The 26,050-nt window shown below is 65.3% G+C and carries 22 protein-coding genes; 13 read left to right on the top strand and 9 right to left on the bottom strand.

The genetic code is table 11. The features are described 5' to 3' along the window. Positions 1-8: 8 nt before the first annotated feature. From JQ616_RS23530 to JQ616_RS23490, 9 genes are all read right to left on the bottom strand, one after another. Positions 9-911 carry an intradiol ring-cleavage dioxygenase gene (locus JQ616_RS23530; RefSeq protein WP_212018505.1) on the bottom strand — a complete coding sequence of 301 codons (903 nt, stop codon included), beginning with the start codon at positions 909-911 and terminating at the stop codon, positions 9-11. Positions 912-937: 26 nt separating this feature from the next. Continuing rightward, entirely contained in the window at positions 938-2,062 is a 1,125-nt protein-coding gene (locus tag JQ616_RS23525) for a maleylacetate reductase (protein ID WP_212018503.1), read from the bottom strand. A 166-nt stretch (positions 2,063-2,228) separates the two neighbouring features. Next, positions 2,229-3,092, bottom strand: a complete 864-nt coding sequence (locus JQ616_RS39825) for a helix-turn-helix domain-containing protein (RefSeq protein ID WP_212018501.1) — start codon at positions 3,090-3,092, stop codon at positions 2,229-2,231. Positions 3,093-3,232: 140 nt separating this feature from the next. Beyond that, positions 3,233-3,907 carry a spermidine synthase gene (locus JQ616_RS23515; RefSeq protein ID WP_212018499.1) on the bottom strand — a complete coding sequence of 225 codons (675 nt, stop codon included), beginning with the start codon at positions 3,905-3,907 and terminating at the stop codon, positions 3,233-3,235. 45 nt (positions 3,908-3,952) lie between these two features. Further along, positions 3,953-7,186, bottom strand: a complete 3,234-nt coding sequence (locus JQ616_RS23510; protein WP_212018497.1) for a bifunctional cytochrome P450/NADPH--P450 reductase — start codon at positions 7,184-7,186, stop codon at positions 3,953-3,955. A 158-nt stretch (positions 7,187-7,344) separates the two neighbouring features. Next, positions 7,345-8,340 (bottom strand): alpha/beta fold hydrolase, encoded by a 996-nt coding sequence (locus JQ616_RS23505; protein ID WP_212018495.1) that lies wholly within the window; start codon positions 8,338-8,340, stop codon positions 7,345-7,347. Positions 8,341-8,350: 10 nt separating this feature from the next. Beyond that, positions 8,351-9,901 carry a WS/DGAT/MGAT family O-acyltransferase gene (locus JQ616_RS23500; RefSeq protein WP_212018493.1) on the bottom strand — a complete coding sequence of 517 codons (1,551 nt, stop codon included), beginning with the start codon at positions 9,899-9,901 and terminating at the stop codon, positions 8,351-8,353. A gap of 58 nt (positions 9,902-9,959) precedes the next feature. Next, on the bottom strand, positions 9,960-10,751 hold the full coding sequence (locus JQ616_RS23495) for an esterase/lipase family protein (RefSeq protein WP_212018491.1): 792 nt from the start codon (positions 10,749-10,751) through the stop codon (positions 9,960-9,962). A gap of 8 nt (positions 10,752-10,759) precedes the next feature. After that, positions 10,760-11,005, bottom strand: a complete 246-nt coding sequence (locus tag JQ616_RS23490; protein ID WP_212018489.1) for a DUF6489 family protein — start codon at positions 11,003-11,005, stop codon at positions 10,760-10,762. A 378-nt stretch (positions 11,006-11,383) separates the two neighbouring features. On the opposite strand from JQ616_RS23490, the gene JQ616_RS23485 reads away from it, so the two are divergent. From JQ616_RS23485 to JQ616_RS23425, 13 genes are all read left to right on the top strand, one after another. Beyond that, positions 11,384-12,982 carry an ABC transporter substrate-binding protein gene (locus JQ616_RS23485; RefSeq protein WP_212018487.1) on the top strand — a complete coding sequence of 533 codons (1,599 nt, stop codon included), beginning with the start codon at positions 11,384-11,386 and terminating at the stop codon, positions 12,980-12,982. A gap of 103 nt (positions 12,983-13,085) precedes the next feature. Beyond that, on the top strand, positions 13,086-14,066 hold the full coding sequence (locus JQ616_RS23480) for an ABC transporter permease (protein ID WP_212018485.1): 981 nt from the start codon (positions 13,086-13,088) through the stop codon (positions 14,064-14,066). Positions 14,067-14,077: 11 nt separating this feature from the next. After that, positions 14,078-15,037: an ABC transporter permease gene (locus tag JQ616_RS23475; protein WP_212018483.1), complete on the top strand. Its 960-nt coding sequence runs from the start codon at positions 14,078-14,080 to the stop codon at positions 15,035-15,037. Then, positions 15,034-16,017 (top strand): ABC transporter ATP-binding protein, encoded by a 984-nt coding sequence (locus JQ616_RS23470; RefSeq protein WP_212018481.1) that lies wholly within the window; start codon positions 15,034-15,036, stop codon positions 16,015-16,017. Before JQ616_RS23475 ends, JQ616_RS23470 begins: the two co-directional genes overlap by 4 nt. After that, entirely contained in the window at positions 16,014-17,009 is a 996-nt protein-coding gene (locus tag JQ616_RS23465) for an ABC transporter ATP-binding protein (protein WP_212018479.1), read from the top strand. The genes JQ616_RS23470 and JQ616_RS23465 overlap by 4 nt, the downstream gene beginning before the upstream one ends. A gap of 107 nt (positions 17,010-17,116) precedes the next feature. Further along, a complete protein-coding gene (locus JQ616_RS23460) occupies positions 17,117-18,922 on the top strand; it encodes a gamma-glutamyltransferase family protein (RefSeq protein ID WP_212018477.1) in 1,806 nt (601 codons plus the stop codon). A 9-nt stretch (positions 18,923-18,931) separates the two neighbouring features. Continuing rightward, complete coding sequence (locus tag JQ616_RS23455; RefSeq protein WP_212018475.1) at positions 18,932-19,642, top strand: DUF1028 domain-containing protein; 711 nt, start codon at positions 18,932-18,934, stop codon at positions 19,640-19,642. Next, positions 19,639-20,628 (top strand): ABC transporter ATP-binding protein, encoded by a 990-nt coding sequence (locus JQ616_RS23450; protein WP_212018474.1) that lies wholly within the window; start codon positions 19,639-19,641, stop codon positions 20,626-20,628. Before JQ616_RS23455 ends, JQ616_RS23450 begins: the two co-directional genes overlap by 4 nt. Beyond that, the gene (locus JQ616_RS23445) at positions 20,625-21,731 is read left to right on the top strand and encodes an ABC transporter ATP-binding protein (RefSeq protein WP_212018472.1); all 1,107 of its coding nucleotides are present in this window, start codon (positions 20,625-20,627) and stop codon (positions 21,729-21,731) included. Before JQ616_RS23450 ends, JQ616_RS23445 begins: the two co-directional genes overlap by 4 nt. Positions 21,732-21,747: 16 nt before the next feature. Continuing rightward, positions 21,748-23,259: an ABC transporter substrate-binding protein gene (locus JQ616_RS23440; RefSeq protein WP_212018470.1), complete on the top strand. Its 1,512-nt coding sequence runs from the start codon at positions 21,748-21,750 to the stop codon at positions 23,257-23,259. A gap of 31 nt (positions 23,260-23,290) precedes the next feature. Continuing rightward, positions 23,291-24,232, top strand: coding sequence for an ABC transporter permease (locus JQ616_RS23435; protein WP_212018468.1), 942 nt, complete (start codon positions 23,291-23,293; stop codon positions 24,230-24,232). A 4-nt stretch (positions 24,233-24,236) separates the two neighbouring features. After that, positions 24,237-25,127, top strand: coding sequence for an ABC transporter permease (locus JQ616_RS23430; RefSeq protein ID WP_212018466.1), 891 nt, complete (start codon positions 24,237-24,239; stop codon positions 25,125-25,127). Further along, complete coding sequence (locus tag JQ616_RS23425; protein ID WP_212018464.1) at positions 25,087-26,037, top strand: RCC1 domain-containing protein; 951 nt, start codon at positions 25,087-25,089, stop codon at positions 26,035-26,037. Before JQ616_RS23430 ends, JQ616_RS23425 begins: the two co-directional genes overlap by 41 nt. The last annotated feature ends 13 nt before the right edge of the window (positions 26,038-26,050 follow it).

Raw genomic sequence — 26,050 nt, 5'->3', positions numbered from 1 at the left:
TGAGGTCGTTATTCCGCGGCCATCATCGGCTTCGGCACCAGGCCTGCGCCGGGCCGCATCTGGAAGTCGTAGGTCATCAGGTGCCACGGGCCGGACACCCGCTCGCCGTTCGGCAGCGCCGGTTCGCTCTTCGGCGCGACACGCGCGATCAGCTCGTCCTTGACGCCGAACACCACGTCGCTGCGCAGATATTCGTCGCCATCGAGGAAGACGTGGGTGATCAGCGGCTCGTAACCCTCGGCCTTGACCAGGAAATGCACATGCGCGGGCCGCATCGGATGCCGCTTCGTGGTCGTGATGAGATCGCCGACCGGGCCATCGGTCGGGATCGGATAGCTGCACGGCAGGATGGTGCGGAACGAGAAGCGGCCATCGGCGTCGGTCACAAAGCGCGCGCGCAGCGACGGGCCGTGTGCCGCGTAGTCCGCTTTCTGCGAATCGTAGAAACCGTCGTCGTCGGCATGCCAGACGTCGATCTCCGCACCGACGAGCGGCTCGCCGGCAAGGTCGGTGACGCGGCTCTGCACGAACATCGGCTCGCCGTCGATCCCTTCGGAGATGTTGGCGCCGTGCGGCGTGACGCGGTGCTCGCCGACATAGAACGGGCCGAGCACCGTGGTCTCGGTGGCGCCCTCGCGCTCGCGGTGATTGACCGCGTCGACCAGCATTGAGACGCCGAGCACGTCGGAGAGCAGGATGAACTCCTGGCGCAGCGGCGTGCAGGTCTGGCCGGTGCGGGTGAGGAATTCGATCGCCTGATTCCATTCCTCGAAGGTGAGCTCGGTGCGGCGTACCAGATCATGCAGCGACTTGACGGTCTCCTCGATGAGGAATTTCAGCCGCTTGTTCGGCGTGCTGGCGAAGCTGCTGATCACCTCGTCGGTAAGGTCATGCTCGTTGAAATTGGCCATCGTGTCGTCCTTTTGAGCTCGAGATGTCAGTGCCGCGCAGGCGCGTCGCCACGCCAGGCTGCGGCGATCAGGTCCTGGATCGCGACGCGCTCGACAGGTCTTGGATTGGCATAGGGGCTACGCACGGCCATCTCGGCGGCGCGCGCAATGCCGTCCTCGGGCATGCCGATGTCGGCCAGCCGGCGCGGCAACGTCAGCCGGCGCGCGAGGTCGAACAGCCCTTGCGGCGCATCTGTCACGCGCAATGCGCGCGCAACTCGGGTCATCGCGTCAGGTGCGGCCGCGGCGTTGTAGGCGGCAGCATGCGGCAGCACGATCGCGTGGGTTTCGGCATGCGGCAGGTCGAACATGCCGCCGAGCACATGGCAGAGCTTGTGATGCAGCGACATCCCGACCGCGCCGAGGCAGACGCCGCAAAGCCAGGCGCCATAAAGCGCATCGCGGCGTGCTCCGGCATCCGCCGGCATCGTCATGATGCGCGGCAGCGCACGGGCAAGCGCGGCGATGCCGTCTTCCGCCATCAGCGAGGTCAGCGGATTGACGTCGGGCGCATAGAGTGCCTCGACGGCGTGGGCGATCGCGTTCAGGCCGCTCGCGGCGGAGACGTGCGGGGGCAAACTGACGGTGAGATCGACGTCGTAGATGACGGTGTCCGGCACCAGGTCCTGGGACTGTTGCGTGGTCTTGATGCCGTTGGCGGTTTCGCCAAGGATCGGCGTCATCTCCGAGCCGGCATAGGTAGTGGGCATGGCGATATGCGGCAGCCCGGTGCGCAGCGACAGCGCCTTGCCGAGCCCGACCGTCGAGCCGCCGCCGATCGCGACCAACCCATCGATGTCATGGGATTCGACGATTCCGAGCGCCTCGTTGGTGACTTCCACCGGCGTATGCATGCGCGCGCCGGCGTAGAGGCCTGCGAGCCGGTCACCGAGACCAGCGCCGAGCCGGCGTCCCAGATCCTGCTGCTCGGGGGTGGTAAGCACCAGCGCCCGCTTGATGCCGAGGCGCTCGCTCTCCTCGCCAAGCCGCACCGAGGTGCCGGCGCCGAACACCACACGATATTGCTGCGAGCAGTACGCAAAGGTACCGCTGCCGGCATCTCCGGCCCCAACGATGGGTGGGCGTACGGCATCGGGCGCTGCGATGCTCATGGCATTTCTCCCAGCCGGCAAACCGGCAAAATTTCGCTTTGTTGGGAGAAAGCTAGCGGCAGGCGGCGGTCGCGGGCCTGCACGAAACCGAACAGAATCTGCACAAAACCGGAAAAATCGTCTGGGCAGCGCCCTCGCCGGTCCCGACCGTCGGGCGGCTAACGGGCTAGTGGCTGCGCCGGTACCGCCCGGGCGTCACGCCGGTGAACCGGCGGAACATGCGCGTAAAGTGCTCTTGATGGGAGAAGCCGCAGGCCAGTGCGATGTCGGCCAGGCTCTGCGTCTCGTCGGCGAGCAGCGCTCGGGCACGCTCGATGCGCAGATTGAGCACGTATTGATAGGGCGAGACGCCGCTGGTCGCCTTGAACAGCCGCACGAAATATTCGGTGCTGCGGCCGCACAGCTCCGCCAGCTGGTCGAGCCGGATGTCGGTATCGAGATTGGCGTCGACGAATTCCCGGATCCGCGCCATCTGCCGGTTACTGAGCAGGTTCGGATGCTTGCCGGCCTCCACGCTTGGCTTGTGGAAATTGATCGCGACAAAGCGGTTGGCAATCGCCTGCGCGATCGGGTCGACGAACAGCGACGAGGCCGGCAGGCCGCCGGTGATGGTGTCGCCGATCGCCGCTGCGAGATGCTCCAGCACGGCATCCTGATCGCCGAGCATCGGCGCCAGACCGCCGATCAAGCTGGACGCCCCGTCCCGGCCCGCGAACAGGTCGGAGCGCAGATAGATATGGGTCGATTCCAGCGCCTCGCGCAGCACCACGTTGCAGGCGTGGCCCGCGGGCAGGAAGAATACGCCGCCACGGGGGATGTGCCGTGCGACCGACTTGCCGTCCATCACATAGGTGATGTCGACCGGACCGCCCCGGTGCAGCACCATCAGATTGTCCGACAGCGCGTGGAAGTGCCCGTCAAACGGCCGTTCGCGCTGGACCGAGGCATAGGCCGACGACCAGCCGAGCCCCTCGCTCGAGCCGCGGAATTCGGCCTGGAAGCGGTCCAGGATCCCGTGCGTCTCCTGCACCCCAAAATTCGACGTCGCCTGCATCCGACAGACCAAGGGCTCGAGGCTTCGGTTGCTGTCGAGTGAAACCCAACGGCCCCCGATTTTCAACACCGGGCCGCGTTCGCGACAGCCTTGCTGCGCCGCAATAGCGCCGCCGCCTACTCCTTGGCCGCGATCCAGATCACGTGGCGCACGCCGCGGCCGCGGCCGGTGGCACGGACCGCAATTTCGTTGACCGCGAACCCGGCCCGCGACAGCGATTTCGGGAATTTTGCGTTCGGCCCGGATGACCAGACAGCGAGCACGCCGCCGCGCCGCAACGCGGTGTGTGCGAGCTTCAGCCCGGCGACATCGTACAGCGCATCATTGGCCTTGCGGGTCAGCCCTTCGGGGCCGTTATCGACATCGAGGAGGATGGCATCGAAGCTGCGCGGATGACGCTCGATCACGTCGGCGACATCGACCTCCTCAATGCTGACGCGCGGATCGTTCAGGCTGTCACCGAAAATCTCCGCCATCGGACCTCGCGCCCAGGCGACGACCGCCGGCACCAGTTCGGCCACCGTGATCTTCGCCTCGCCTCCGAGCACCTTGAGCGCAGCCCGCAGCGTAAAGCCCATGCCGAGACCGCCGATCAGAAAATGCGGCTTTGCGACCTGCTCGATCTTCTTCGCCGCAAGCGTCGCCAGCGCCTCTTCCGAGCCCGACAGGCGACTGTTCATCAGCTCATTGGTACCGAGCATGATCGAGAATTCGCGGCCCCGCCGCATCAGGCGCAGTTCACCTTCGGTGCCGGGAATGCGCCCGGTATCGATCTTTTCCCATGGAATCATGCGGCGGCTTGTAGCATGGGCAGCACCTTTGCCGAAGGCACGGGGCTAGCCACCGGCCCAGACGTCGAGCACGTAGCGATTCCCTGTGCCCATGTCCTCGATCCAGCGCGCGGCGGCATCTGCGTCGGAACCGGTGCGCTCGCGATAGATCGACATCAACGTCGCCTTGACGTCGGGCTCCATCTTGCCGCCGTCGCCGCAGACATAGACGATCGCGCCCTTCTGGATCAGCTCCCAGACCCGGTCCTTCTGCGCGGCGACGAGATGCTGCACATAGGTCTTCGGGCCATCGGCGCGCGAGAAGGCGGTGAAGAGCTCACTGATGCCGTCGGCTGCGAACGCCTTCAGCTCGTCTGCATAGATGAAGTCCTGCTCCGGATGGCGGCAGCCGAAGAACAGCATCGCGGGGCCCAGCGTCGCCCCCTGCGCCTTGCGCGCGGCACGCTCCTGCAGGAAGCCGCGGAACGGGGCTAAGCCCGTGCCCGGTCCGATCATGATGATCGGCACGGCGTTGTCGTCGGGCAGCCGGAAGCCGGCCTTGGTTTCCTTGATGGTGGCATGGACGGTGTCGCCGGCGCGGCGGCGCGCCAGATAGTTCGAGCAGATGCCCTTGTAGATGCCGCGGCCCGAGCTTGCGGGCGCTTCCACCACGCCCACGGTGACGCTGCAGCGCTGCGCCTCGCCCGCCGGTGACGACGAGATCGAGTAATAGCGCGGCGCCAGCAGCGACAGCATTTCAAGGTAGAGGTGGAACGGCAGCTCGCAGGCCGGATATTCCTCGAGCAGGTCGAACACCGATTTGCGCTTGGCGAGCACCTCGGCACGATAACGCGTGGCCGAGGCCTCATCGTCGCCGACATAGGCCAGCAGCTTCGGCTTGGTCACCGGGCAGCGGGTATGCTCGGCCATGATCTGGATCTGCTTGCGGGTCGCGACCTGTTGCAGCTCGACGAACTCGGTGAGCAGCCGCCCGACCGACACGGCGTTGCCGACCGGCAATTGCGCGCGACGGCCTTCGGAGACTTGCAAACGGATCTGGTCGGCCGGCAGGAAGCCGAAGCGGCGCGCGACGGAATCGACCAGGGTCGGATCGTTGCGCGGCACCACGCTGAGATGATCGCCGACGCGGTATCTGAGATTGGCCGGCAGCTCGACCTCGATATGCCGGGTCGAGCGCTCCGACGGATGGGCGCCATCCTTGGTCTGCAGCTCGTTGTTGGCGAGCACCTTCATCGGCACCGCGCCGCCCTGGGTCACGATGGTGTTGACCGCGCCCTGCGCCACCGGCTCGATCGCGTAGAGCGGCTCATCCTCGGCGGTGCGGGTGAAATTCCAGTCGATGCCGAATTCCTTGGTCGCGACCTTCGCCGCCTCCGGGAACCATTTCTGGAACTGGCCGTCGAGATCGCTGCGCGCATCACCCTCGCCGCGCGGATAGACCGCGCGCGCGCCGTGCTTGGTCAGTTGCTCATCGATGAAGCGCGGCACCGATTGGTAGGTCGCCGCCCAATCGCTGTTACCGCAGCCGAACACGGCGTAGCGCACCTTGGCGAAGGCATCCTTCGGCAGGTCGCTCTCCAGCCATTTGACGAATTGCATCGCATTGTCAGGCGCCGCGCCATTATAGGAGGCGCAGATGATCAGCACGCCGCCTTCCTCCGGCAGCTTGCCGACATAATCGTCCAGCGGCCCGAGGCGCACCGAGAAACCATTGATCTCCGACAGGTCAGCCATGCGGGTCGCCAGCTCCTCGGCCGATCCGAGGTTCGAGCCGTAGAGCACCAGCATCGGCGTGTTGTGGCCGGGACGCGTGGTCGGCGCGCGCTGAACCTTCGGCGCGGCCGCAACCGCGCCGGTGCTGCCGGTGAACGCGCCGCGATCCCTGTCGTCGCGCGGCCGCACCTTGATCCTGAAGCCGTCGGGCTTGACGGTCAGCGTCTCCTTCAAATGCATCTGGTAGCGATGCACGTCGAGCAGCTTGAAGCGTTGCAGGATCATCCCGATCGCGAGCGCCGCCTCGTGCATGGCAAAGCCGCGGCCGATGCAGGCGCGCTGGCCGTTGCCGAACGGCTTCCAGGCGTTGATCGGACGTTTTGCTTCAGCCTCACGGCTGAAATTCTCGGGATCGAACACATCGGGGTTCGGGCCCCAGACCGAGGGATCACGATGCAGCGCCATCACCAGCACGGTGATGAAAGTGTTCTTCTTCAGTCTGTATTTGCCGCCGATCGTCTCATCGTTGAGCGGCGCAATGCCGTAGGCCGGCGCCGGCGGCCACAGCCGCAGCGCCTCCTTCAGGCACTGGGTGATGTAGGTGAGCTGCGTCACCTGCTGGTAGGTCGGCCGCGCATCGATGTCGGGCCCGAGGACGCGATCGACCTCCTCATAGGCCTTCTTCAACACCTCGGGGTGCTTTAGCAGCGCATAGATCGTGCACGACAGCAGGCCGGAGGTGGTCTCGTGGCCCGCGATCAGGAAGGTGTTGATCTGGTAGCGGATGTTGACGTCGTCGAGCTGCTCGCCGGTTGAGCGGTCGACGCCGGTCATCATCGCGGCCAGCATGTCCTTCTTGTCGTCGGTCACGTCGGTGTTGCCGCGCCGCTCGGCGATGATCTCGTCAACCATCTTGTTCATGAAGGCGACGTCGTCGGTCAGCATCTTGCGCCGCTTCTGCATCCACAGACCCTCGAGCGGCAGGCCGCGGGTCATCATGATGGTCTCGAGCGAGCGCACCAGCGATTCCACGAACGGGTGGTAATCGCGCCGATAGAACGAATTGAAGCGATAGTCGAAGCCGCAGAGCCCGATGGTGTCCAGCGTCAGCGCCGTCATGTCGTGGACGACCTCGATCTCCTCGTCGGCGTTGAGGCGTTCCCATTTCTTGACCAGCTGCTCGGCGATATCGACCATGCTCGGGTGATACGATTGCATGGCGCGGTTGCCGAACGGCTGCATCAGGATGTTGTGCGCCTTGCTCCAGTTCGGCTCCTTGGTGTCGGCGGTGAACAACCCGTCGCCGCCGACCGCGCGCACCCGGCGCAGCGAGCCGCGCACCGCCTTGTCGAAGCGCTTTTCATCCGAGAGCTCTTCCACGAGATCGTGGCCGGACACGATCACGATCGGTGAACCCATCATGTCGAGCCAGAAGATCGGTCCGAGCTCCTTGGAGAGCTTCACCAGGTGCTGCACCGGCGCGGTCGAATCCAGCGACAGCATATTGCCGACCACCGGCTTCGTCGGTGGATGCGGGATCGGACTCAGTCTGTTGCCGGACGCCATGTTGGAAGTGCCCCCTACCTTGTCTCAACCGTCATTGCGAGCCACCCGGTCGGCGCGTAGCGCCGCCGGATGACAGGCTCCGCGAAGCAATCCATCGTGCCGCAAGCGGATAGAATGGATTGCTTCGTCGCTTCGCTCCTCGCAATGACGGCCAGAAATTACCCAAACCGCTTTCTGCGCCATTCGATCAGCTTTGCGCTGACCTCGTCAGGCTTTTCCTGCTGCGTCCAATGGCCGCTGTCCTTGACCAGATATTTTTCGAGGTCCGGCACAAGCTTCTCCATGCCGTCCGCGGCGGAAGGCGGCAGCACCGCGTCGTTCTCGGCCATGATCATCAGCGACGGCACCCGCACGTGATGGTCGAGCCCGGCCGAACGTTCCCAGTTGCGGGTGAAATTGCGATACCAGTTGATGCCGCCGGTGAAGCCGGTCTTGGTGAAGGTGTCGACGAACACCTTCTTCTCGTCGGCGGACAGGATCGGCGTCCGCGGATCATGCTTGGCGTCGTAATTCGCGATCATCTGCGGGAACGCCAAATTGAGCCGCGCCGAGGCGCCTACGCCGGCGATCGGCTGCTCCTCCGGCGCGCCGGGCGGGCGGGCAGCCGGCTTGCGCATGAAGGCGTCAAAGGTCTGCTCGACCCGGCTGCCGAAGATCCGATCGGGCTCGCGCGCCGGATCCTGGAACTGGACGATGTACATGTGGTCGCCGAAGCGCTGGCGAAACAGCGCGATCGGATCGACAGGCGCCCTATCCCAATGCGGCGTGTTGACGCCGACGACGCCGGCGACCCGCGACGGGTGCCTGAGCGGCATCTGCCAGACGACGAAGCCACCCCAGTCGTGTCCGACGAAGATCGCCTTGTCGATCTTGAGATGGTCGAGCAGGCCGACCAGATCGCCGGTCAGGTGCTCCATGTCGTAGGCCTCGACCGGCTCCGGCAGGTCGGTCGCGCCATAGCCGCGCTGATCCGGCGCGATCACCCGGATGCCGGCCTCGCCCAGCGCCTTGATCTGGTGGCGCCAGGAGAACGCCAGCTCAGGCCAGCCGTGGCACAGCACCACGGGCGGTTTGTCGGTCTTGGGGCCTGCTTCGTAAAACCCCATGCGGATGCCGTTCGTCTCGGCGAACTGCAGCGGTGGCATCTCGATCATTGTGAAATTCCTATTCGGCCGCGCCCTTGATATCCGCAGGCGGGGGAGCGAACGCCGCCTCGAGTGCATCGAACTCGAGCGGCAGCATGTCGCACATCACCTGCACGTGCGGAATGATGTTGGCACCGACTATGAAACCGAAATCGAGCTGATCGCGGTAGCTCTGCACGGTGATGTTGAGCGCAACACCGTGGGTCGAGATCGAAACCGGGAAGATGTGCAACAGCTCGGCGCCGGCCGCATACAGCGTCTGCCGCGGTCCCGGCACGTTCGACACCGTGATGTTGGTCGCCGGCGGCAGCACGTTGGAGAGGTCGGAACGGCTGTAGAGCAGCGCCAGAACCTGCACCACGATCGGCGCACCGAGCAGCGAGATGTTGGAGACCTGCGGCACCAGGGCGCGCAACGGATGCGACATCTCCTTGGACTTGGTGGATTGCGCGATGATGGTCTCAAGCCGCTTCTTCGGATCCTCGACGTCGGTCGCGATCGAGCAGATCATGCCGAACACCTGGTTATTGGATTCGGAATTGCCCTCCTCGCGCAGCGAGATCGGCACGCCGGCGGTCAGCGACTTGTTCGGCAGCGCGCCCTGGCTGATCAGGTAGCGCCGCACCACGCCGGAGGCGAGCGCCAGCACGACGTCGTTGAGCTTGCCGCCGGATGCCTTCGCCAGCGTCTTGGCGCGCGACAGCGAGATCGAGGTACCGGCAAAGCTGCGCTCCGACGAGATCGCCTTGTTGAGGATGGTCGGCGGCGAGGCCATCGCCTGCAGGCTCTCGCGCGACCTGGGATCGGCGACCTTGGCGACGACGTCGGACAGGCTTTTCATCACGGTCGGCATCGAGCCCGCGAACTTCACCGCGCTCTCGATCTGGAACATGGCGTTGTCGAACAGGATCGAGCCAAGGTCGCTCTTGCCGGAGCGCGGCAGCTCCAGGCTCTTCTGCGCGGCGGCGGCCGCCTCGAACGGCTGGGTCCAGAGCTGCTGATAGGCATCGATCAGATTGGCCGCGATGTCGCGCGGCTCCTGCGCGACCTTCTTGGCGCTCGGCGGCTCGATCTCGCGCGGCACCGGCGTCAGGTCGTAGATCATGCTGGTCAGCGCAGCGCCTGCGCCGCCGTCGATGCAGGCGTGGTGCATCTTGGAATAGAGCCCGATCTCGTTGTCTTTCATGCCCTCGAAGACGTAGAACTCCCAGAGCGGTCGGGCGCGGTTCAACAGCTTGGCGTGCATCCAGCCGACGATGCGCTCCAGCGTGGCGCGGTCGCGCGGCGCCGGCAGGCTGGCGCGGAAGATGTGGCGGTCGATGTCGAACTGGTCGTCCTCGACCCAGGACGGATGGTCGATATCGAGCGGCGCCTTCTGCAGGCGCGCCTTGAGGATCGGCGCGATGTGCAGCCGCGAGGCGATCATCGCCTTGAACTCCTCGAAGAAGTCGCCCTTGTAGCCGTCGGGCAGGCGGAAGATCGCCATGCTGCCGACATGCATCGGCATTTCCGGCGTTTCCAGATACAGAAACGATGCGTCCAGCGAGGACAGCTTCTTGGCGTCGCTCATGATCTCCTCCCGAGAGCCAACTCACGCGGGCGCCTTGGCGGCGCCTCTCGTCGTTTGATTAGGATAGTGCCTGTTCTGCCGGTCCGTAGGCAATGGCAAAGGGGCCGGACCGGTCAAAATGCCGGAACTCGCCTTCCGGCTGCGCCAGCCGGTCCGCGATTGCCCACAGCGCTGCGGGGTTGACGCCGAGGCCGAGATGGCTGGCCAGATGCACCTCGATATTCTCGGCGGTCGCCGACGGCCGCACCCGTGAGGTCCGCCAGTTCACGATGCCGTCGGTTCGGGAATAGATCGAGGTCGCCGGCACCGGCATGTCGCCGGCGATCGCGGCGCGGACCTCGGGGATGGCATCCACCCCCTCGCCGGACAATAATTCATAGAGCCGGGTCGCATTGGTGGCGCGGATGTCGTCGGCGAATGGACTGCCGAGCGTAATGATGGAGCGCACCAGCTCGGGCATCTGCGACGCCAGATCGCGCGCGTAGACGCCGCCGAGGCTCCAGCCGATGATCGAGACCTTGCGCCCGTTGGCCTCATGAACCCGCTTCAGCAGGTCGCGCAGCGCACCTCGCCTGCTGGAAATCCCGCCGAAATTGCGGCCCATGTTCCAGGCATAGGCGTCGTAGCCGAGCTCCTTCAGATAGCGCCGCATCGGCGCCATCGAAAGGTCGCTGGCGAGGAAGCCCGGCAGCGCCAGCACCGGATGGCCGTCGCCCTTCGGCGCCTGCAACAGCAAAGGCGACAGCAGCAGGCTCGAATTCAGCTCGAGCACGCCGCGTGCTTCCGCCAGCATCAGGAACAGGCTGGGCGGGCGCAACCGGCGTTCGGTCCCATCTACGCTCCTGTCCATGTCGGTCACTATTTCTTCTTGCTCGTGCCGAAGCCGGCCATCGCCACGAACATGTCCTGGAAGCGCTCCGCGATCTTGGGATCGAAGGTGAACCAGCTCTGCATCAGCGATTCCGGTGAAATCTTCTCGATGTTGGACAGCATCTGCTGCTGCAGCTTGTCCATGACGGCGGTTTGCATCGGCGCCACATCGGGCAGGCCGAAGAATTGCCGCGCTTCGAGGGGCGTACAATCTATCTCGACGTTGACTTTCATATCCGCCTCCTCAAATGCGCCTTGACCCGGCGCAGTATCGCCGCGACGGGGTGCGTTGCGCAAGTCGGCCTCCCCCGCCCCAAGCTGCGGTCGGCCTCAATCATCCGTTATGGTCAACCAAACTGTCTTGCAGCGGCCGGCATCGGCAGAGCGCGCCGCCGATCATTCCCGCGTCCCGCAAGCAGCACTCCGAAAGTCGAATGTCACGCGCCGATACCGACCGCCTATCTTGAAATCCCAGTCGTTGCGCTGCACCCGCGCGAGCAGGTTAACCCTTTGGGAAATCGCGCTTGCGCAGCCGGTAAACTCTGGCAACATGCATCAATAATACCAGCCGGACAAAGCAGCCGGCGGACAAAAACGGGGACGCGGGATCACATGTCGGTACGTTGGAGTTTGTTTGCGGCGGCTGCCGTCGCACTGGCCGTCTTTGCCTTGCCGGCATCGGCGCAGACGCTGAGATATGCCAACCAGGGCGAGCTGAAATCGCTGGATCCCTACACGCTGAAGGAAACCACGACGATCGCGCATCACGCGCATGTCTACGAAGGCCTCACCGCCCGCGACAAGAACCTCAAGATCATTCCGGCCCTGGCAGAAAGCTGGGAGACGCTGAGCCCGACCAAATGGCGCTTCCATCTGCGCAAGGGCGTCAAATTCCACAATGGCGACCCCTTCACCGCCGACGACGTGCTGTTCTCCGCCGACCGCGTCCGCGCCAAGGGCTCCAATTTCCTCAGCAACGTCCCGGCCGACGCCAAGTTCACCAAGGTCGACGACTACACCGTCGACGTGACGCTGGACTCGCCCAATCCCATCCTGACCTCGCAATGGGATAGCTGGTACATCATGGACAAGAAGTGGTGCGAGGAGAACAACTCCGTCGCACCGACGCCGGCCTCCGCGACCACGCCGAGCTACGCGGCGCTGCACGAGAACGGCACCGGTCCCTTCACGATCGAGAGCCATCAGCCCGGCGTGAAGACCGTGTTCAAGGTGTTCCCAGGCTATTGGCGCAAGCCCGAGCATAATCTCAAGGAGATCATCTTCACCTCGATCGGCTCCGACGCCACCCGCGTCGCCGCGCTGCTGTCGGGCGAGGTCGACGTCATCGAGCCGGTTCCGCTGCAGGATATCCAGCGCGTCAATTCCAGCGGCGTCGCCACCGTGATGACCGCACCCGAGATCCGCACCATCTTCATCGGCATGGATGTGACGCGCGACGAGCTCCTGTACTCCAACGTCAAGGGCAAGAATCCGTTCAAGGACATCAAAGTCCGCGAAGCCTTCTACAAGGCGATCGACGTCGACCTGATCAAGACCCGGGTGATGCGCGGCATGTCGACGCCCTCGGCGCTGATGATCGCGCCCGAGCTTTATCCGCTGTCGAAGGACTTCGTCCGGCCGAAAGCCGATCCGGATGCCGCCAAGAAGCTGCTCGCTGAGGCCGGCTATCCGAACGGCTTCGAAGTCACCATGGATTGCCCGAACGACCGTTACGTCAACGACGCCGCGATCTGCCAGGCGGTGGTCGGCATGCTGGCCCGCATCAACGTCAAGGTGAACCTGCTGGCGCAGCCGAAGGCGCAGTATTTCGCCAAGGTGCTGAAGCCCGGCGGCTACCAGACCTCGTTCTTCATGCTGGGCTGGACCCCCGCGACGTCGGACTCGCACAATGTGCTGCACGACATCCTCGGCTGCCGCGACGATCCGAAGGATTCGACCCGGGGCGAGGCCAATCTCGGCGGCTATTGCAACAAGGAAGTCGACGCGCTCACCGACAAGGTCCTGGTCGAGAGCGATACGGCCAAGCGCGACCAGCTGATCAAGCAAGCCTACGAGATCGTCATCAAGGATTACGGCTACATTCCGCTGCATCAGCAGCCGCTGGTGTGGGGCGTGTCGAAAAAGGTCAAACTGACCCAGCGCGCCGACAACCAGGTGCTGCTGTACTGGGCGACCAAAGAGGGTGAATAGTGGTTTCGGCGAATTGGGTCCCGGAAGCGCAGGCTTCCGGGACCTCGCGTTTTCCGGTCGCGCAAAGCCGCGCGCCAATTGCAAAGAGCAGTGAAAGGTAGAGATGCTCGCTTTCACTCTTCGCCGCTTCCTGCAGGCGGTCGGCGTCATGCTCGCCGTGGGCGTCATCGCGTTCGCGATGTTCCGCTTCGCCGGCGATCCCGTGAACCAGATGGTCTCGATCGACACCTCGGCCGCGCAGCGCGCCGAGATCCGGCACTCGCTCGGCCTCGACGATCCCGTGCTGGTGCAGTTCGGCCGCTACTTCATCAATGCGCTGCAGTTCAAGTTCGGCGTGTCTTACCAGTTCCGCCTACCGGTCTCTTCGCTGCTCGCCGAGCGCATGCCGGCGACGCTGGAGCTTGCGATCGTCGCCACCATCTTTGCGATGGTGGCCGGCATCCTGATGGGGGTCTATTCGGCGCTGCGCCGCGACACCATCCTGGCCAAATTATTCCAGGCGATATCGCTGATCGGCATTTCGCTGCCGACCTTCCTGATCGGCATCCTGCTGATCTATCTGTTCGCCGTGACCCTGGGCTGGCTGCCCTCCTTCGGCCGCGGCGAGGTGGTCAAGCTCGGCTGGTGGTCGACCGGGCTCCTCACGGTCTCCGGCTGGAAGGCGATCATCATGCCGGCGATCACGCTCGGGCTGTTCCAGATGACCCTGATCATGCGGCTGGTGCGCGCCGAAATGCTGGAAGTACTGCGCACCGACTATATCCGCTTCGCCCGCGCCCGCGGGTTGACCACCCGCGCGATCCATTTCGGCCACGCGCTGAAGAACACCCTGGTTCCGGTGATCACGGTGGCCGGCCTGCAGTTTGGTTCGGTTATTGCTTTCTCGATCATCACCGAAACCGTGTTCCAATGGCCGGGCATGGGGCTTCTGTTCGTGCAGGCCGTGCAAAACGTCGATATCCCGATCATGGCCGCGTATCTCCTGATGGTCTCGCTGATCTTCGTCACCATCAATCTCGTGGTCGACATCCTCTACACCGTGGTCGATCCGCGTTTGCGCTCGACCGTCGGCCGCGCGGCGTGAGGGGCTGACCGATGTCCGACGCCGCCATCCCCGATCGCACGCAAGATCACCAGCCCGCTGCCGGCTGGTTCAGGCGCGCGCTCGACAGCGACATCTTCTATTCGTTCCGCCGCTCCAAACTGACGATGGTCGCCGCGGCGATCACGCTGCTGTTCTTCCTGCTGGCGATCTTCGCATCCTGGCTCGCGGTGCAGAACCCGTTCGATCCGGCGCAGCTGCAGCTGATGAACTCGCGGATCGCGCCGCTCTGGAGCGCCGACGGCCAGAGCCCGTTCCTGCTCGGCACCGACGAGCAGGGCCGCGACGTGCTCTCGGCGATCCTCTACGGCCTGCGCATCTCGCTTGCGGTCGGCCTCGCCGGCGTGGTCTTCGCCGGCGCGCTGGGCATCGCCCTCGGCCTGGTCGCCGGCTATTTCGGCGGCGTGGTCGACACCGTGATCATGCGGATCGCCGACGTGCAGCTCACCTTCCCGGCGATCCTGATCGCGCTCCTGGTCAACGGGGTCGCCAAATCGCTGCTCGGCAACCGGCTCGACGAGATGAGCACGCTTGGCGTGCTCGTGATCGCGATCGGCCTCAGTTTCTGGGTGCAATATGCCCGAACCGTGCGCGGCTCGGTGATGGTCGAGAAGAACAAGGACTATGTGGCGGCGGCGCAGCTGATCGGCCTGCCGGCGCCGAAGATCATGTTCCGCCACGTGCTGCCGAACACGATGGGCCCGATCCTCGTCATCGCCACCATCAACCTCGCGCTCGCGATCATCACCGAGGCCACGTTGTCGTTCCTCGGCGCAGGGATGCCCGACACCATGCCCTCGCTCGGCACCCTGATCCGGATCGGCAACAACTATCTGTTCGCCGGCGAATGGTGGATCGTCGCCTTCCCGGGCATTGCGCTGGCCGGCCTGATCCTCTCCATCAACCTGCTCGGCGACTGGCTGCGCGACGCACTCAACCCAAAGCTCCGATGACCCAGCCTGTTCTCTCCGTGCGCAATCTCGAGGTGGAGTTCGTCACCCGCCGCGCGACGTTGCGCGCCATCAACGGCGTGTCGTTCGACATCGCCAAGGGCGAGGTGCTCGGCGTGGTCGGCGAGTCCGGCGCCGGCAAGTCGGTCACTGGACTTGCGGTGATCGGGCTGATCGATCCGCCCGGCCGCATCTCCGCCGGCGAGATCGAATTGTCGGGCACGCGGATCGACCATCTGCCGCCGGAGGAGATCCGCCGCGTCAGGGGCAAGCGGATCGGCATGATCTTCCAGGATCCGCTGACCAGCCTCAATCCGCTCTACAAGATCGGCGACCAGATCATCGAGACCATCCGCACCCACACCAATCTGAGCGAAAGCGCCGCGCGCAGGCGCGCCATCGATCTGTTGGCCGAGGTCGGCATCCCCGCGCCGGAGAAGCGCATCGACGGCTATCCACATGAATTCTCCGGTGGCATGCGCCAGCGCGTCGTGATCGCGCTCGCGATCTGCGCCGAGCCGGAGCTGATCATCGCGGACGAGCCGACCACCGCGCTCGACGTCTCCGTGCAGGCGCAGATCATCGCGCTGATCAAGCGGCTCGGCCGCGACCACGGCACCGCGGTGATGCTGGTGACCCATGACATGGGCGTGATCGCCGAGACCTGCGACCGCGTCGCGGTGATGTATTCCGGCCGCATCGCCGAGATCGGCCCGGTGCAGGAGGTGGTGCGCAATCCGCTGCATCCCTATGCCAAGGGCCTGATGGGCGCGATCCCGACGCTTGCGGGCGAGGACAAGCGCCTGGTGCAGATCCCGGGCTCGATGCCGCGGCTGTCGGCGATCCCGCCGGGCTGCCCGTTCAATCCGCGCTGCGCATTTGTCTTCGATCGCTGCCGCGTCGAACGCCCCGAGCCGATCCGGCAGGGTACGCAATCCGTCGCCTGCCATCTGTTCGAGCCCGCGAAGGAGACCGCGGCATGAGCGGGACGTTGATCGAGGTCAGGAACCTGCGCCGCGTCTTCGACGTCTCGAAGCCGTGGCTGAACCGCGTGCTCGAGGGCGGCCATCTCGAATATCTCAAAGCCGTCGACGGCGTCTCTTTCGACATCAAGCGCGGTGAGACCTTTGCGCTGGTCGGCGAATCCGGCTCCGGCAAGACCACGGTTGCACGCATGGTGGTCGGCCTGCTGCCGCCGAGTTCGGGCGAGGTCGTCATCGACGGCGTATCGATGACCGATCCACGGCAGGCTCAGGCGCGCCGCCGGCTGCGCCGGCGCATCCAGATGGTTTTCCAGGATCCTTACGCCAGCCTCAATCCGCGCTACCGGGTCGCCGCCATCGTCGCCGAGCCGATCCGCGCCTTCGACCTGATCCAGGGCGAACGCGACATCAAGGCCAGGGTCGGCGAACTGCTCTCGCTGGTCGGCCTGCACCCCGACGACGGCCAGAAATTCCCGCACGAATTCTCCGGCGGCCAGCGCCAGCGCATTGCGATCGCCCGTGCGCTGGCGTCGGAAGCGGAGTTCATCGTCTGCGATGAGCCGACCTCGGCGCTCGACGTCTCGGTGCAGGCGCAGATCCTCAATCTGATGCGCGATTTGCAGGACAAGTTCGGCCTGACCTATCTGTTCATCAGCCACAATCTCGCCGTCGTCCGCCACATGGCGAGCCGGATCGGCGTGATGTATCTCGGCCGCATCGTCGAGATCGCCGAGGGCCGGAAACTGTTCGAGAACCCGCGGATGCCCTACACCAAGATGCTGCTCGGCGCGGTTCCGGACCTTGCGATGTCCGGCCGGCAGCGCATCCCGGTCAAGGGTGAGATTCCGAACCCGATCGATCCGCCATCGGGCTGCGCGTTCAATCCGCGCTGCCCCCTCGCCTTCGATCTCTGCCGCCAGAAGACACCGGAACTGATCGACGGCGTCGCCTGCCACGCCGTCAACAGCCCTGCCGCTGCCGTACCGGCATGATCACGCGGATGGGAGCGGCCATGTCCACCAGGCGGTTGGCATGCCAGCGCGCCTGTGATCAAGTGCGCGCGCAACAAGCCCAACAAGCCGCCGAACGGTGAATAGCCATGAGCAACGTCAACCCCGATCCATTCACCACAAGGCCCGAGATCGAAGGCACTTTCGGCGTCGTCACCTCGACGCACTGGATCGCCACCGCGGTCGGCATGGCGGCGCTGGAGAAAGGCGGCAACGCGTTTGACGCCGGCGTTGCAGCGGCATTCACGCTGCAGGTGGTGGAGCCGCATCTGAACGGCCCCGGCGGCGACGTGCCGATCATCGTGCACGACGTCAAGCGCGGCAAAAGCGAGGTGATCTGCGGCCAGGGCCCGGCGCCGGCGAAAGCAACGATCGCGCATTATCGCAGCGAAGGACTCGAGATGGTGCCCGGCACCGGCCTGCTCGCCGCCTGCGTGCCCGGCACGTTCGAAACCTGGATGCTGCTGCTGCGCGACTACGGCACAATGAAGCTGCGCGACGTGCTGGAGCCCGCAATTGGCTATGCCCGTGACGGCCATCCGCTGGTCGAGCGCGCCTCCGCCACCATCAAGGCCGTCGAGCAGCTGTTCCGGAAATACTGGACCACCTCGGCCGACGTCTATCTGCCCAACGGCGAAGTGCCGAAGCCCGGCACCCTCTTCACCAACAAGACGCTGGCTGAGACTTACGCGCGCATCCTGACCGAGGCGGAGAGCGCGGGCGACGACCGTGTCGCGCAGATCGAGCGCGCCCGGCAGGCCTGGTCGAAAGGCTTCGTCGCGGAGGCGATCGACAAGTTCTGCCGCACCCAGGAGGTGATGGACGTCTCCGGCTCGCCGCATCGCGGCGTGCTGTCGGCCGACGACATGGCGCGCTGGCAGCCCACCATCGAGGCACCGCTCACTTACGATTACGGCCGCTACACCGTGCAGAAGTGCGGCGTCTGGAGCCAGGGTCCGGTGATGCTGCAGCAGCTCGCGCTGCTGAAGGGCTTTGAGCTCGACGGGCTCGATCCCGCGGGCCCCGACTTCATCCATCTGCAGATCGAGGCCGCCAAGCTCGCTTATGCCGATCGCGAGACATTCTACGGCGATCCCAAGTTCACGAACATTCCGATCGAAACGCTGTTGTCCGATGCTTACAACACCGAGCGGCGCAAGCTGATCTCGAAGGACAAGGCCTCGCTCGACTTCCGCCCCGGTTCGGTCGAAGGTTTCGGCGGCGTCGTCAAGTTGCGCCACGCCGAAGGGCATCGCGAGGCGGTCGGCGCCATGGGCGCGGGCGAGCCGACCGTCGGCCGGTTCGGCGAGGTGCGCGGCGATACCGTGCATTTCGACATCATCGACAAGGCCGGCAACATGATCTCGGCGACGCCGTCCGGCGGCTGGCTGCAATCCTCGCCGGTGATTCCCGAGCTCGGCTTCTGCCTCGGCAGCCGCGCCCAGATGTTCTGGCTGGAAGAGAACCACCCGGCATCGCTGGCGCCGGGCAAGCGGCCGCGCACCACGCTGTCGCCGACCATGGCGCTGCGCGACGGCGCGCCCTATCTCTCCTGGGGGTCGCCGGGCGGCGACCAGCAGGACCAGTGGATCACGCAGTTCTTCCTGCGCCACGTCCACGCCAAACTCAATTTGCAGGAGGCGATCGACGCGCCGGCCTGGCACTCCGAGCATTTCCCGATCTCGTTCTGGCCGCGCACCTCGCGTCCCGGCGTGCTTGTGCTGGAAAACCGCGTGCCGAAACCGACCATCGACGAATTGAAACGCCGCGGTCATGTCGTGGAGATCGGCCCCGATTGGTCGGAAGGCCGCCTCACCGCGGCCTCGAAGGTCGGTCCCCGCCGCCGTGCCGCCGCCAATCCGCGCGGCATGCAGGGTTACGCCGCGGGCCGCTAGAGGTTTCGGATGACCTGGTCGATCATCGCCCGCGACAGCGCCACCGGCCAGCTCGGCATCGCCGTCGCGACGCGGTTCTTCGCGGTCGGTGCGCTGGTGCCGCACATTGCACCCGGGATCGGCGCTATCGCGACCCAGGCGCTGGTCAATCCCTATTACGGCATCGACGGCCTCACGCTGCTGCGCGACGGCAACAGCCCGCATGACGTGATCGCGGCGCTGATCGCGCCCGACGGTGGCCGCGAGAGCCGGCAGGTACATATGATGGACGCCAAGGGCCGCATCGCCGCGCACTCCGGCAAGGATTGCATCGACTGGTTCGGCCATATCGCCGGCGACGGTTTTTCGATCGCCGGCAACATGCTGGCCGGACCCGCGGTGCTCGACGACACCGCACGCGCCTATGCTGCAAATGCAGCGCTGCCGTTCGCGGAGCGGCTGATCAGGGCGATGTTCGCCGGCGAAGCGGCGGGCGGCGACAAGCGCGGCAAGCAATCGGCGGCAATGCTCATCCACGGCAGCGAGGAATGGCCATTGCTCGACCTGCGGGTTGACGACCACATCGATCCCCTGCGCGAACTGGAACGGCTGGAAGCCGTCAGCCGCGAACACTGGGTGCCGTTCCGCGACTTCATGCCGACCCGCGACAACCCGACTGGCACCAGCGATCGTGCCAGGATCGACGCTGGCATTGCAGCCGCAAAAGCGGGCCGCGAATGACTGCGGGCCCGCTGATCGAGATCGAGGGCCTACGCGTCAGCTTCCACGGCGACGACGGTCGCATCACGCATGCGGTCGACAGCGTCGATCTGTCCGTCGCCAACGGCGCCACGCTCGCCCTGGTCGGCGAGTCCGGTTGCGGCAAGAGCGTCACCTCGCTCGCGATCATGGGGCTGTTGCCGAAGCAATCCGCCGCGGTCTCCGGCGCGATCCGCTTCGACGGCTTCGACCTGCTCGAGGTGCCGGATGCGACGCTGCGCGACCTGCGCGGCAATCGCCTCGCAATGATCTTCCAGGAGCCGATGACCTCGCTCAACCCGAGCTTCACCATCGGCGACCAGATCACCGAGACGATCCTGCGCCACCGCGGCGGCTCCCGGCGCGCGGCGCGCGAGCGCACCATCGAGCTGCTGCGCCGCGTCCACATCCCCTCGCCGGAGAAACGTATCGACGAATATCCGCACAAGCTGTCCGGCGGCATGCGTCAGCGCGTGATGATCGCGATGGCGCTGGCCTGCGATCCGCAGCTGTTGATCGCCGACGAGCCGACCACCGCGCTCGACGTCACGCTGCAGGCGCAGATCCTCGATCTGATGCGCGAGCTGAAGGCCGCAAGTGGTGCTGCGATCATCCTGATCACCCACGATCTCGGCGTCGTCGCCGAAGTCTGCGACGAGGTCGCGGTGATGTATGCCGGCGAGATCGTCGAACGCGCGCCGGTCGACGAGCTGTTTGCCAATCCGCAGCATCCCTACACGGTCGGCCTGCTCGGCTCGATCCCGCGGCTCGATCGCCGCACCAGCCATCTCGCAACCATCGAAGGCATGGTGCCGAACATGGCGAACCCGCCGCCAGGCTGCCGCTTCGCCGCGCGCTGTCCGTTCGTGGAGGATGCCTGCACCAAATCACCGCCGTCGCTGGCGATGCTGAGCGCGACCCACGCCTCGCGCTGCATCCGCGCGCCGCTGGAGCGGCTGGTGTCATGACCGCGCTGCTCGAAGTCGAAGGGCTGGTGAAGCATTTCGTCGCCGAACGCTCGCTGTTCGGCCGGCCGACCGCCCATGTGAAGGCGGTCGACGGCGTCAGCTTCACGGTCGAGGCCGGCAAGACGCTGGCGCTGGTCGGTGAGTCCGGCTGCGGCAAATCCACCGTCAGCCGGCTGGTGCTGCGGCTGATCGAGCCGGATGCCGGCCGCGTCAGCTTCGAGGGGCGCGACCTCGGCGCGCTCAATGCCGAGCAATTGCGCGCGTTCCGCCGCGATGCGCAGCTGATCTTCCAGGACCCTTACGCGTCGCTCAACCCGCGCATGACCGTGAGCCAGATCCTGACCGAGCCGCTGGCGCTGCACAATCTGGTGCCGGCTGCGGGTCGCCGCGAACGGGTCGAGGAGCTATTGCGACTGGTCGGGCTCGAGCCGCGCTTTGCCCGCCGCTATCCGCATGAATTCTCCGGCGGCCAGCGCCAGCGCATCGCAATTGCCCGCGCGCTCGCGGTCGAACCGAAACTGATCATCTGCGACGAGCCGGTGTCGGCGCTCGACGTCTCGATCCGCTCCCAGATCCTCAATCTGCTGCGCGACCTGCAGGATCGGCTGAAGCTGGCCTACATCTTCGTCTCGCATGATCTGGCTGTCGTGAAGCACATCGCCGACCGCGTCGCCGTGATGAATCTCGGCACCATCGTCGAGACCGCGGACGCACAAGCGTTGTTTGCCGCGCCGCGCCATCCCTACAGCCGCGCATTGCTGTCGGCGATCCCGGTGCCGAAGCCGCGCGCGAAACGCAGCCGCATCGTGCTGGAGGGCGAGTTGCCGAGCGCGCTCAATCCGCCCTCCGGCTGCCGCTTTCATACCCGCTGCCCCTATGTGATCGCGCGCTGCCGCAGCGAGAGTCCACAACCGCTGGCAGACGGCGCGGGCCACGCCACAGCCTGTCACCGCACGGCAGACCTGCCGCCCGCGGAGAACATCGTTCCCGCCGATGGCGGCTTTTCGCCTGCATTGGAGAAATTGGTGGCCGCCTTCAGCAGAGCCACGGAAGGGACCGGGCGCGGCGGGGTTGGTCATATCGGGACGGCGCCGCAAGCATGATGATCGGAGTTGCGCGATGAGGATGTTTCGTTTTGCGGCGATGGCCGCCGCCCTGCTGCTTTCGCTCGTGGCAGGCGCCCAGGCCCAGTCTACGCTGCGGATCGGGCTTGCCGAGGACCCCGACGTGCTCGATCCGACCATGGCGCGCACCTATGTCGGCCGCATCGTGTTCGCCGCGCTCTGCGACAAGCTGTTCGACATCGACGAGAAGCTCAACATCGTGCCGCAGCTCGCGCTGTCGCACGAGACCTCCGCCGACGGCAAGGAGGTCACGATCAAGCTCAGGCCCGGCGTCAAATTCCAGGACGGTGAGCTGCTCGATGCGGAGGCGGCCAAGTTCTCGCTGGAGCGCCATTTGACCTTTCCCGGCTCGTTCCGGAAGCCGGAGCTTGCCAGCATCGATCACATCGACGTCGTCGATCCCCTGACCATCAAGCTGGTGCTCAAGGCGCCGTTCTCTCCCCTGATCGCGCAGCTCACCGACCGCGCCGGCATGATGGTGTCGCCCAAGGCCGCCAAGGCTGCCGGCGACAAGTTCGGCCTGCATCCGGTCTGCGCCGGCCCCTACAAATTCGTCGAGCGCGTGCAGCAGGACCGGATCGTGCTGGAGAAGTTCACCGACTACTGGAACAAGGACAACGTCTTCATCGACCGCATCGTCTATCTGCCGATCGTCGACGCCACGGTACGGCTCGCAAACCTCAAGTCCGGCGGGCTCGACCTGATCGAGCGCGTGCTTGCAACCGACCTGAAGGACGTGCGGGCCGACTCTCGGCTCAAGGTGTCGAGCGCGATCGAGCTCGGCTATCAAGGCATCACGCTCAACATCGGCAAGGACAAGGCCAAGGGTCCGCTCAGCCAATCCGCCAAGGTGCGGCAGGCGCTCGATCTCTCAATCGACCGAGAGGCGCTGAACCAGGTCGTGTTCAACGGCGAGTTCCGGCCCGGCAACCAATGGGTCAGCCCAGATCATCCCTATTATCAGAAGGATTTCCCGATTCGTCCACGCGACGTCGAGAAAGCCAAGGCACTGTTGAAGGAGGCCGGCGTCACGCCGCCGGTCAGCATCGACTTCATGGTGCCGAAGGGCCCCGAGACCGAGGGCTCCGCACAGGTCATTCAATCGATGGCCGCGGAAGCCGGCTTCGACATGAAGATCCGGGTCACCGAATTCGCGACGTCGCTGAAGCAGGCCGAGGCCGGCGAATATCAGGCGTATATGCTGGCGTGGAGCGGCCGCATCGACCCGGACGGCAATTCCTACGTCTTCCTGCACAAGGATGCGCCGCAGAACTACAGCGGCTGGGCCAATCCGGAGGCCGACAAGGCGCTCGACGATGCCCGCCTCACCACCGACATGGCACAGCGCAAGGCGATCTACGCCAGGCTGACCAAGCTGGAACTCGAGGACGAAGCCCTGCTCTATATCTACCACCGCCGCATCATCATCGCGCACACGACGAAACTCGACGGCTACAAGCAGATGCCTGATGGCCTGGTGCGCGTGGTCGGGCTGAAGCTGAAGTGATCGCACCAGCGTCGGGAACACGAGCACCGCCATGCTGAACTTCCTCGCCAAGCGGCTGGTTCAGATCGTGCCGACGCTGTTCTTCGTCTCGATCCTGATCTTCTCGTTGCAGCATTTGCTGCCGGGCGATCCGGCGCTGGTGATGGCCGGCGAGGAGCGCGATCCGGCGGTGATCGCGCAGATCCGCGCGCAGTACCATCTCGATCAGCCGATCCCGGTGCAGTACGTCTACTGGATCAAGGGCGTGCTGTCGGGGGATTTCGGCGAGTCCCTGCGCAACAAGATGCCGGTGCTGGATCTGATCGCGCAGAAGCTGCCGGTGACGCTGCAGCTTGCCGCGATGGCGATCGTGATCGCCTTCCTGATCGGCATTCCCGCCGGCATCGTCTCGGCAGTTAAGAAGGGTACGGTCTGGGACTACGGTGCCAATCTGTTCGCGCTGTGGGGCATCTCGACGCCGAACTTCTGGCTCGGCATCATGCTGATCTTCCTGTTCTCGATCGAACTGGGCTGGCTGCCAGCGTCCGGCTATGTGCCGCTGAGCGAGAACTGGCGCGCCAGCCTTGCCGTCACCATCATGCCCGCCTTCGTGCTCGGTAATGCGATCGCGGCGATCCTGATGCGGCACACGCGAAGCGCCATGCTGCAAGTGCTGGAGAGCGACTATGTCCGCACCGCGCGCGCCAAGGGCCTGTCCGAACGCATGGTGATCCTCAAGCACGCGATGCGGAACGCGCTGACGCCGATCATCACGCTCGGCGCGCTGGAGCTCGGCACGCTGCTGTCGGGTGCGGTTCTCACCGAGCAGATCTTCTCGATCCCGGGCTTCGGCAAGCTGATAGTCGATGCCGTGTTCAACCGCGACTATGCCGTAGTGCAAGGTGTGGTGCTGACGACGGCGACGATCTACATCACGCTCAACCTGATCGCCGACATCGCCTATATCCTCGTCAACCCGCGGCTGAGAGGCTGATCGGATGACGGATGCTGTGCTCAACCCCTCCGCTTCGCTTGCCGCCGCCGAGACGCTGGAGAGCCCGGCGCGGCGCGCCTGGCGGCGGCTGATCCGGCGCAAGGGTGCGGTGCTCGGCCTTGCCGTGATCGCGCTCTTCATTCTGCTTGCCGTGTTCGCGCCGCTGATCGTGCCCTATGATCCCATTGCGACGAGCTGGTCGCTGGTCCGCAAGGCGCCGTCGATGCAGCACTGGTTCGGCACTGACGAACTCGGTCGCGACGTGCTCGTCCGCGTCGTGTACGGCGCGCGCGCCTCGCTGCTCGCCGGCGTGATCTCGGTCGGCATCGCGCTTGCGATCGGCGTACCGCTCGGATTGCTCGCCGGCTATCGCGGCGGCTTCATCGACGCCCTGATCAGCCGCATCACCGACGCGATGCTGGCCTGCCCGTTCCTGATCCTGGCGATCGCGCTCGCAGCGTTCCTCGGCCCGAGCCTCGGCAATGCGATGATCGCGATCGGCGTCTCGGCGACCCCGATCTTCATCCGCCTGACCCGCGGCCAGGTGATGAGCGTTAAGGTCGAGGACTATGTCGAGGCCGCGCGCGCCATGGGCAATCCGCGCTGGCGCATCGCGCTGGTGCACATCCTGCCCAACATCCTGCCGGCACTGCTGGTGCAGGCGACGCTGTCGATCGCGGCCGCGATCATCGCCGAGGCTGCGCTGTCCTTCCTCGGCCTCGGCCAGCAGCCGCCGTCGCCGTCCTGGGGCAGCATGCTCAACGCCGCGCAGCGCTTCCTGACCACCGCGCCGTGGATGGCGATCTGGCCCGGGTTTGCGATCTTCCTGGTGGTGCTGTCGTTCAATTTGGTCGGTGACGGCCTGCGCGACGCGCTGGATCCGAAGGCGCGGTGAGCGCCGCAACTGCCAAGCTTTTCATCGCTACGCCGAGGAGGCAGCCATCAGTTCCACGATCAGCGCCGGTTCTCGTCATACTCTTGGCATCCACTCGGACGGGAGTGTGACGGCCATAGGTGACAACAAATACGGTCAATGCGACGTGGGCAGCTGGCGTGACATTTCGGCGGTCGCGTCGGGCAACGTTCATATGGCGACAAATACCGGCAACGCACATTCGATTGGACTTCGATCGGACGGAACCATGGTGGCCGCCGGATGGAACGTACACGGTCAGTGCGATGTCGACGGATGGCGCAACATCGTCGGCGTTGCCGGGGGATGGCGCCGCACCGTCGGCGTCAGGTCGGACGGCCGGGTCGTTGCGGTGGGGCGCAGCAATGAGGGTGCGTGCGATGTGAGCGACTGGCACGATATCGTCGCGGTCGCAGCGGGTGACTGGCACACCGTCGGCCTCAAATCCGACGGCACCGTGATTGCAGCCGGCAACAATCAGTACGGGCAATGCAACGTATCCGAGTGGCGAGATATCGTTCGGATAGCCGCCGGCTATCTTCATACTGTCGGCCTTACATCTGGCGGCGAAGCGTTGGCCACAGGTCGAAACGCGGAAGGCCAGTGCGAGCTGGACGATTGGCGCGACATTGTGGAGATCGCCGTCGGCAGCAGTCACACCGTGGGGCTGCGATCGAACAGCACGGTGACTGCGGCAGGCTGGAATAAATTTGGGCAATGCAAGGTCGGGGACTGGCGCGAGATCGTCGGGATTGCTGCAGGTTGCGCGCACACCGTCGCGATCAAGACCGACGGAACTGCAGTCGCTGCAGGCGACAACAGATATGGACAATGCAACGTGAGCGGCTGGCGTGGCCTTAGATTGCCCACCAGTCGCACCCCACCCCAGTGAGAATTGGCTCGGG

This window comes from Bradyrhizobium tropiciagri, assembly GCF_018130545.1.
Taxonomy (GTDB): Bacteria; Pseudomonadota; Alphaproteobacteria; order Rhizobiales; family Xanthobacteraceae; genus Bradyrhizobium; species Bradyrhizobium tropiciagri_A.
This window is presented reverse-complemented; position numbering and strand designations above follow the sequence as displayed.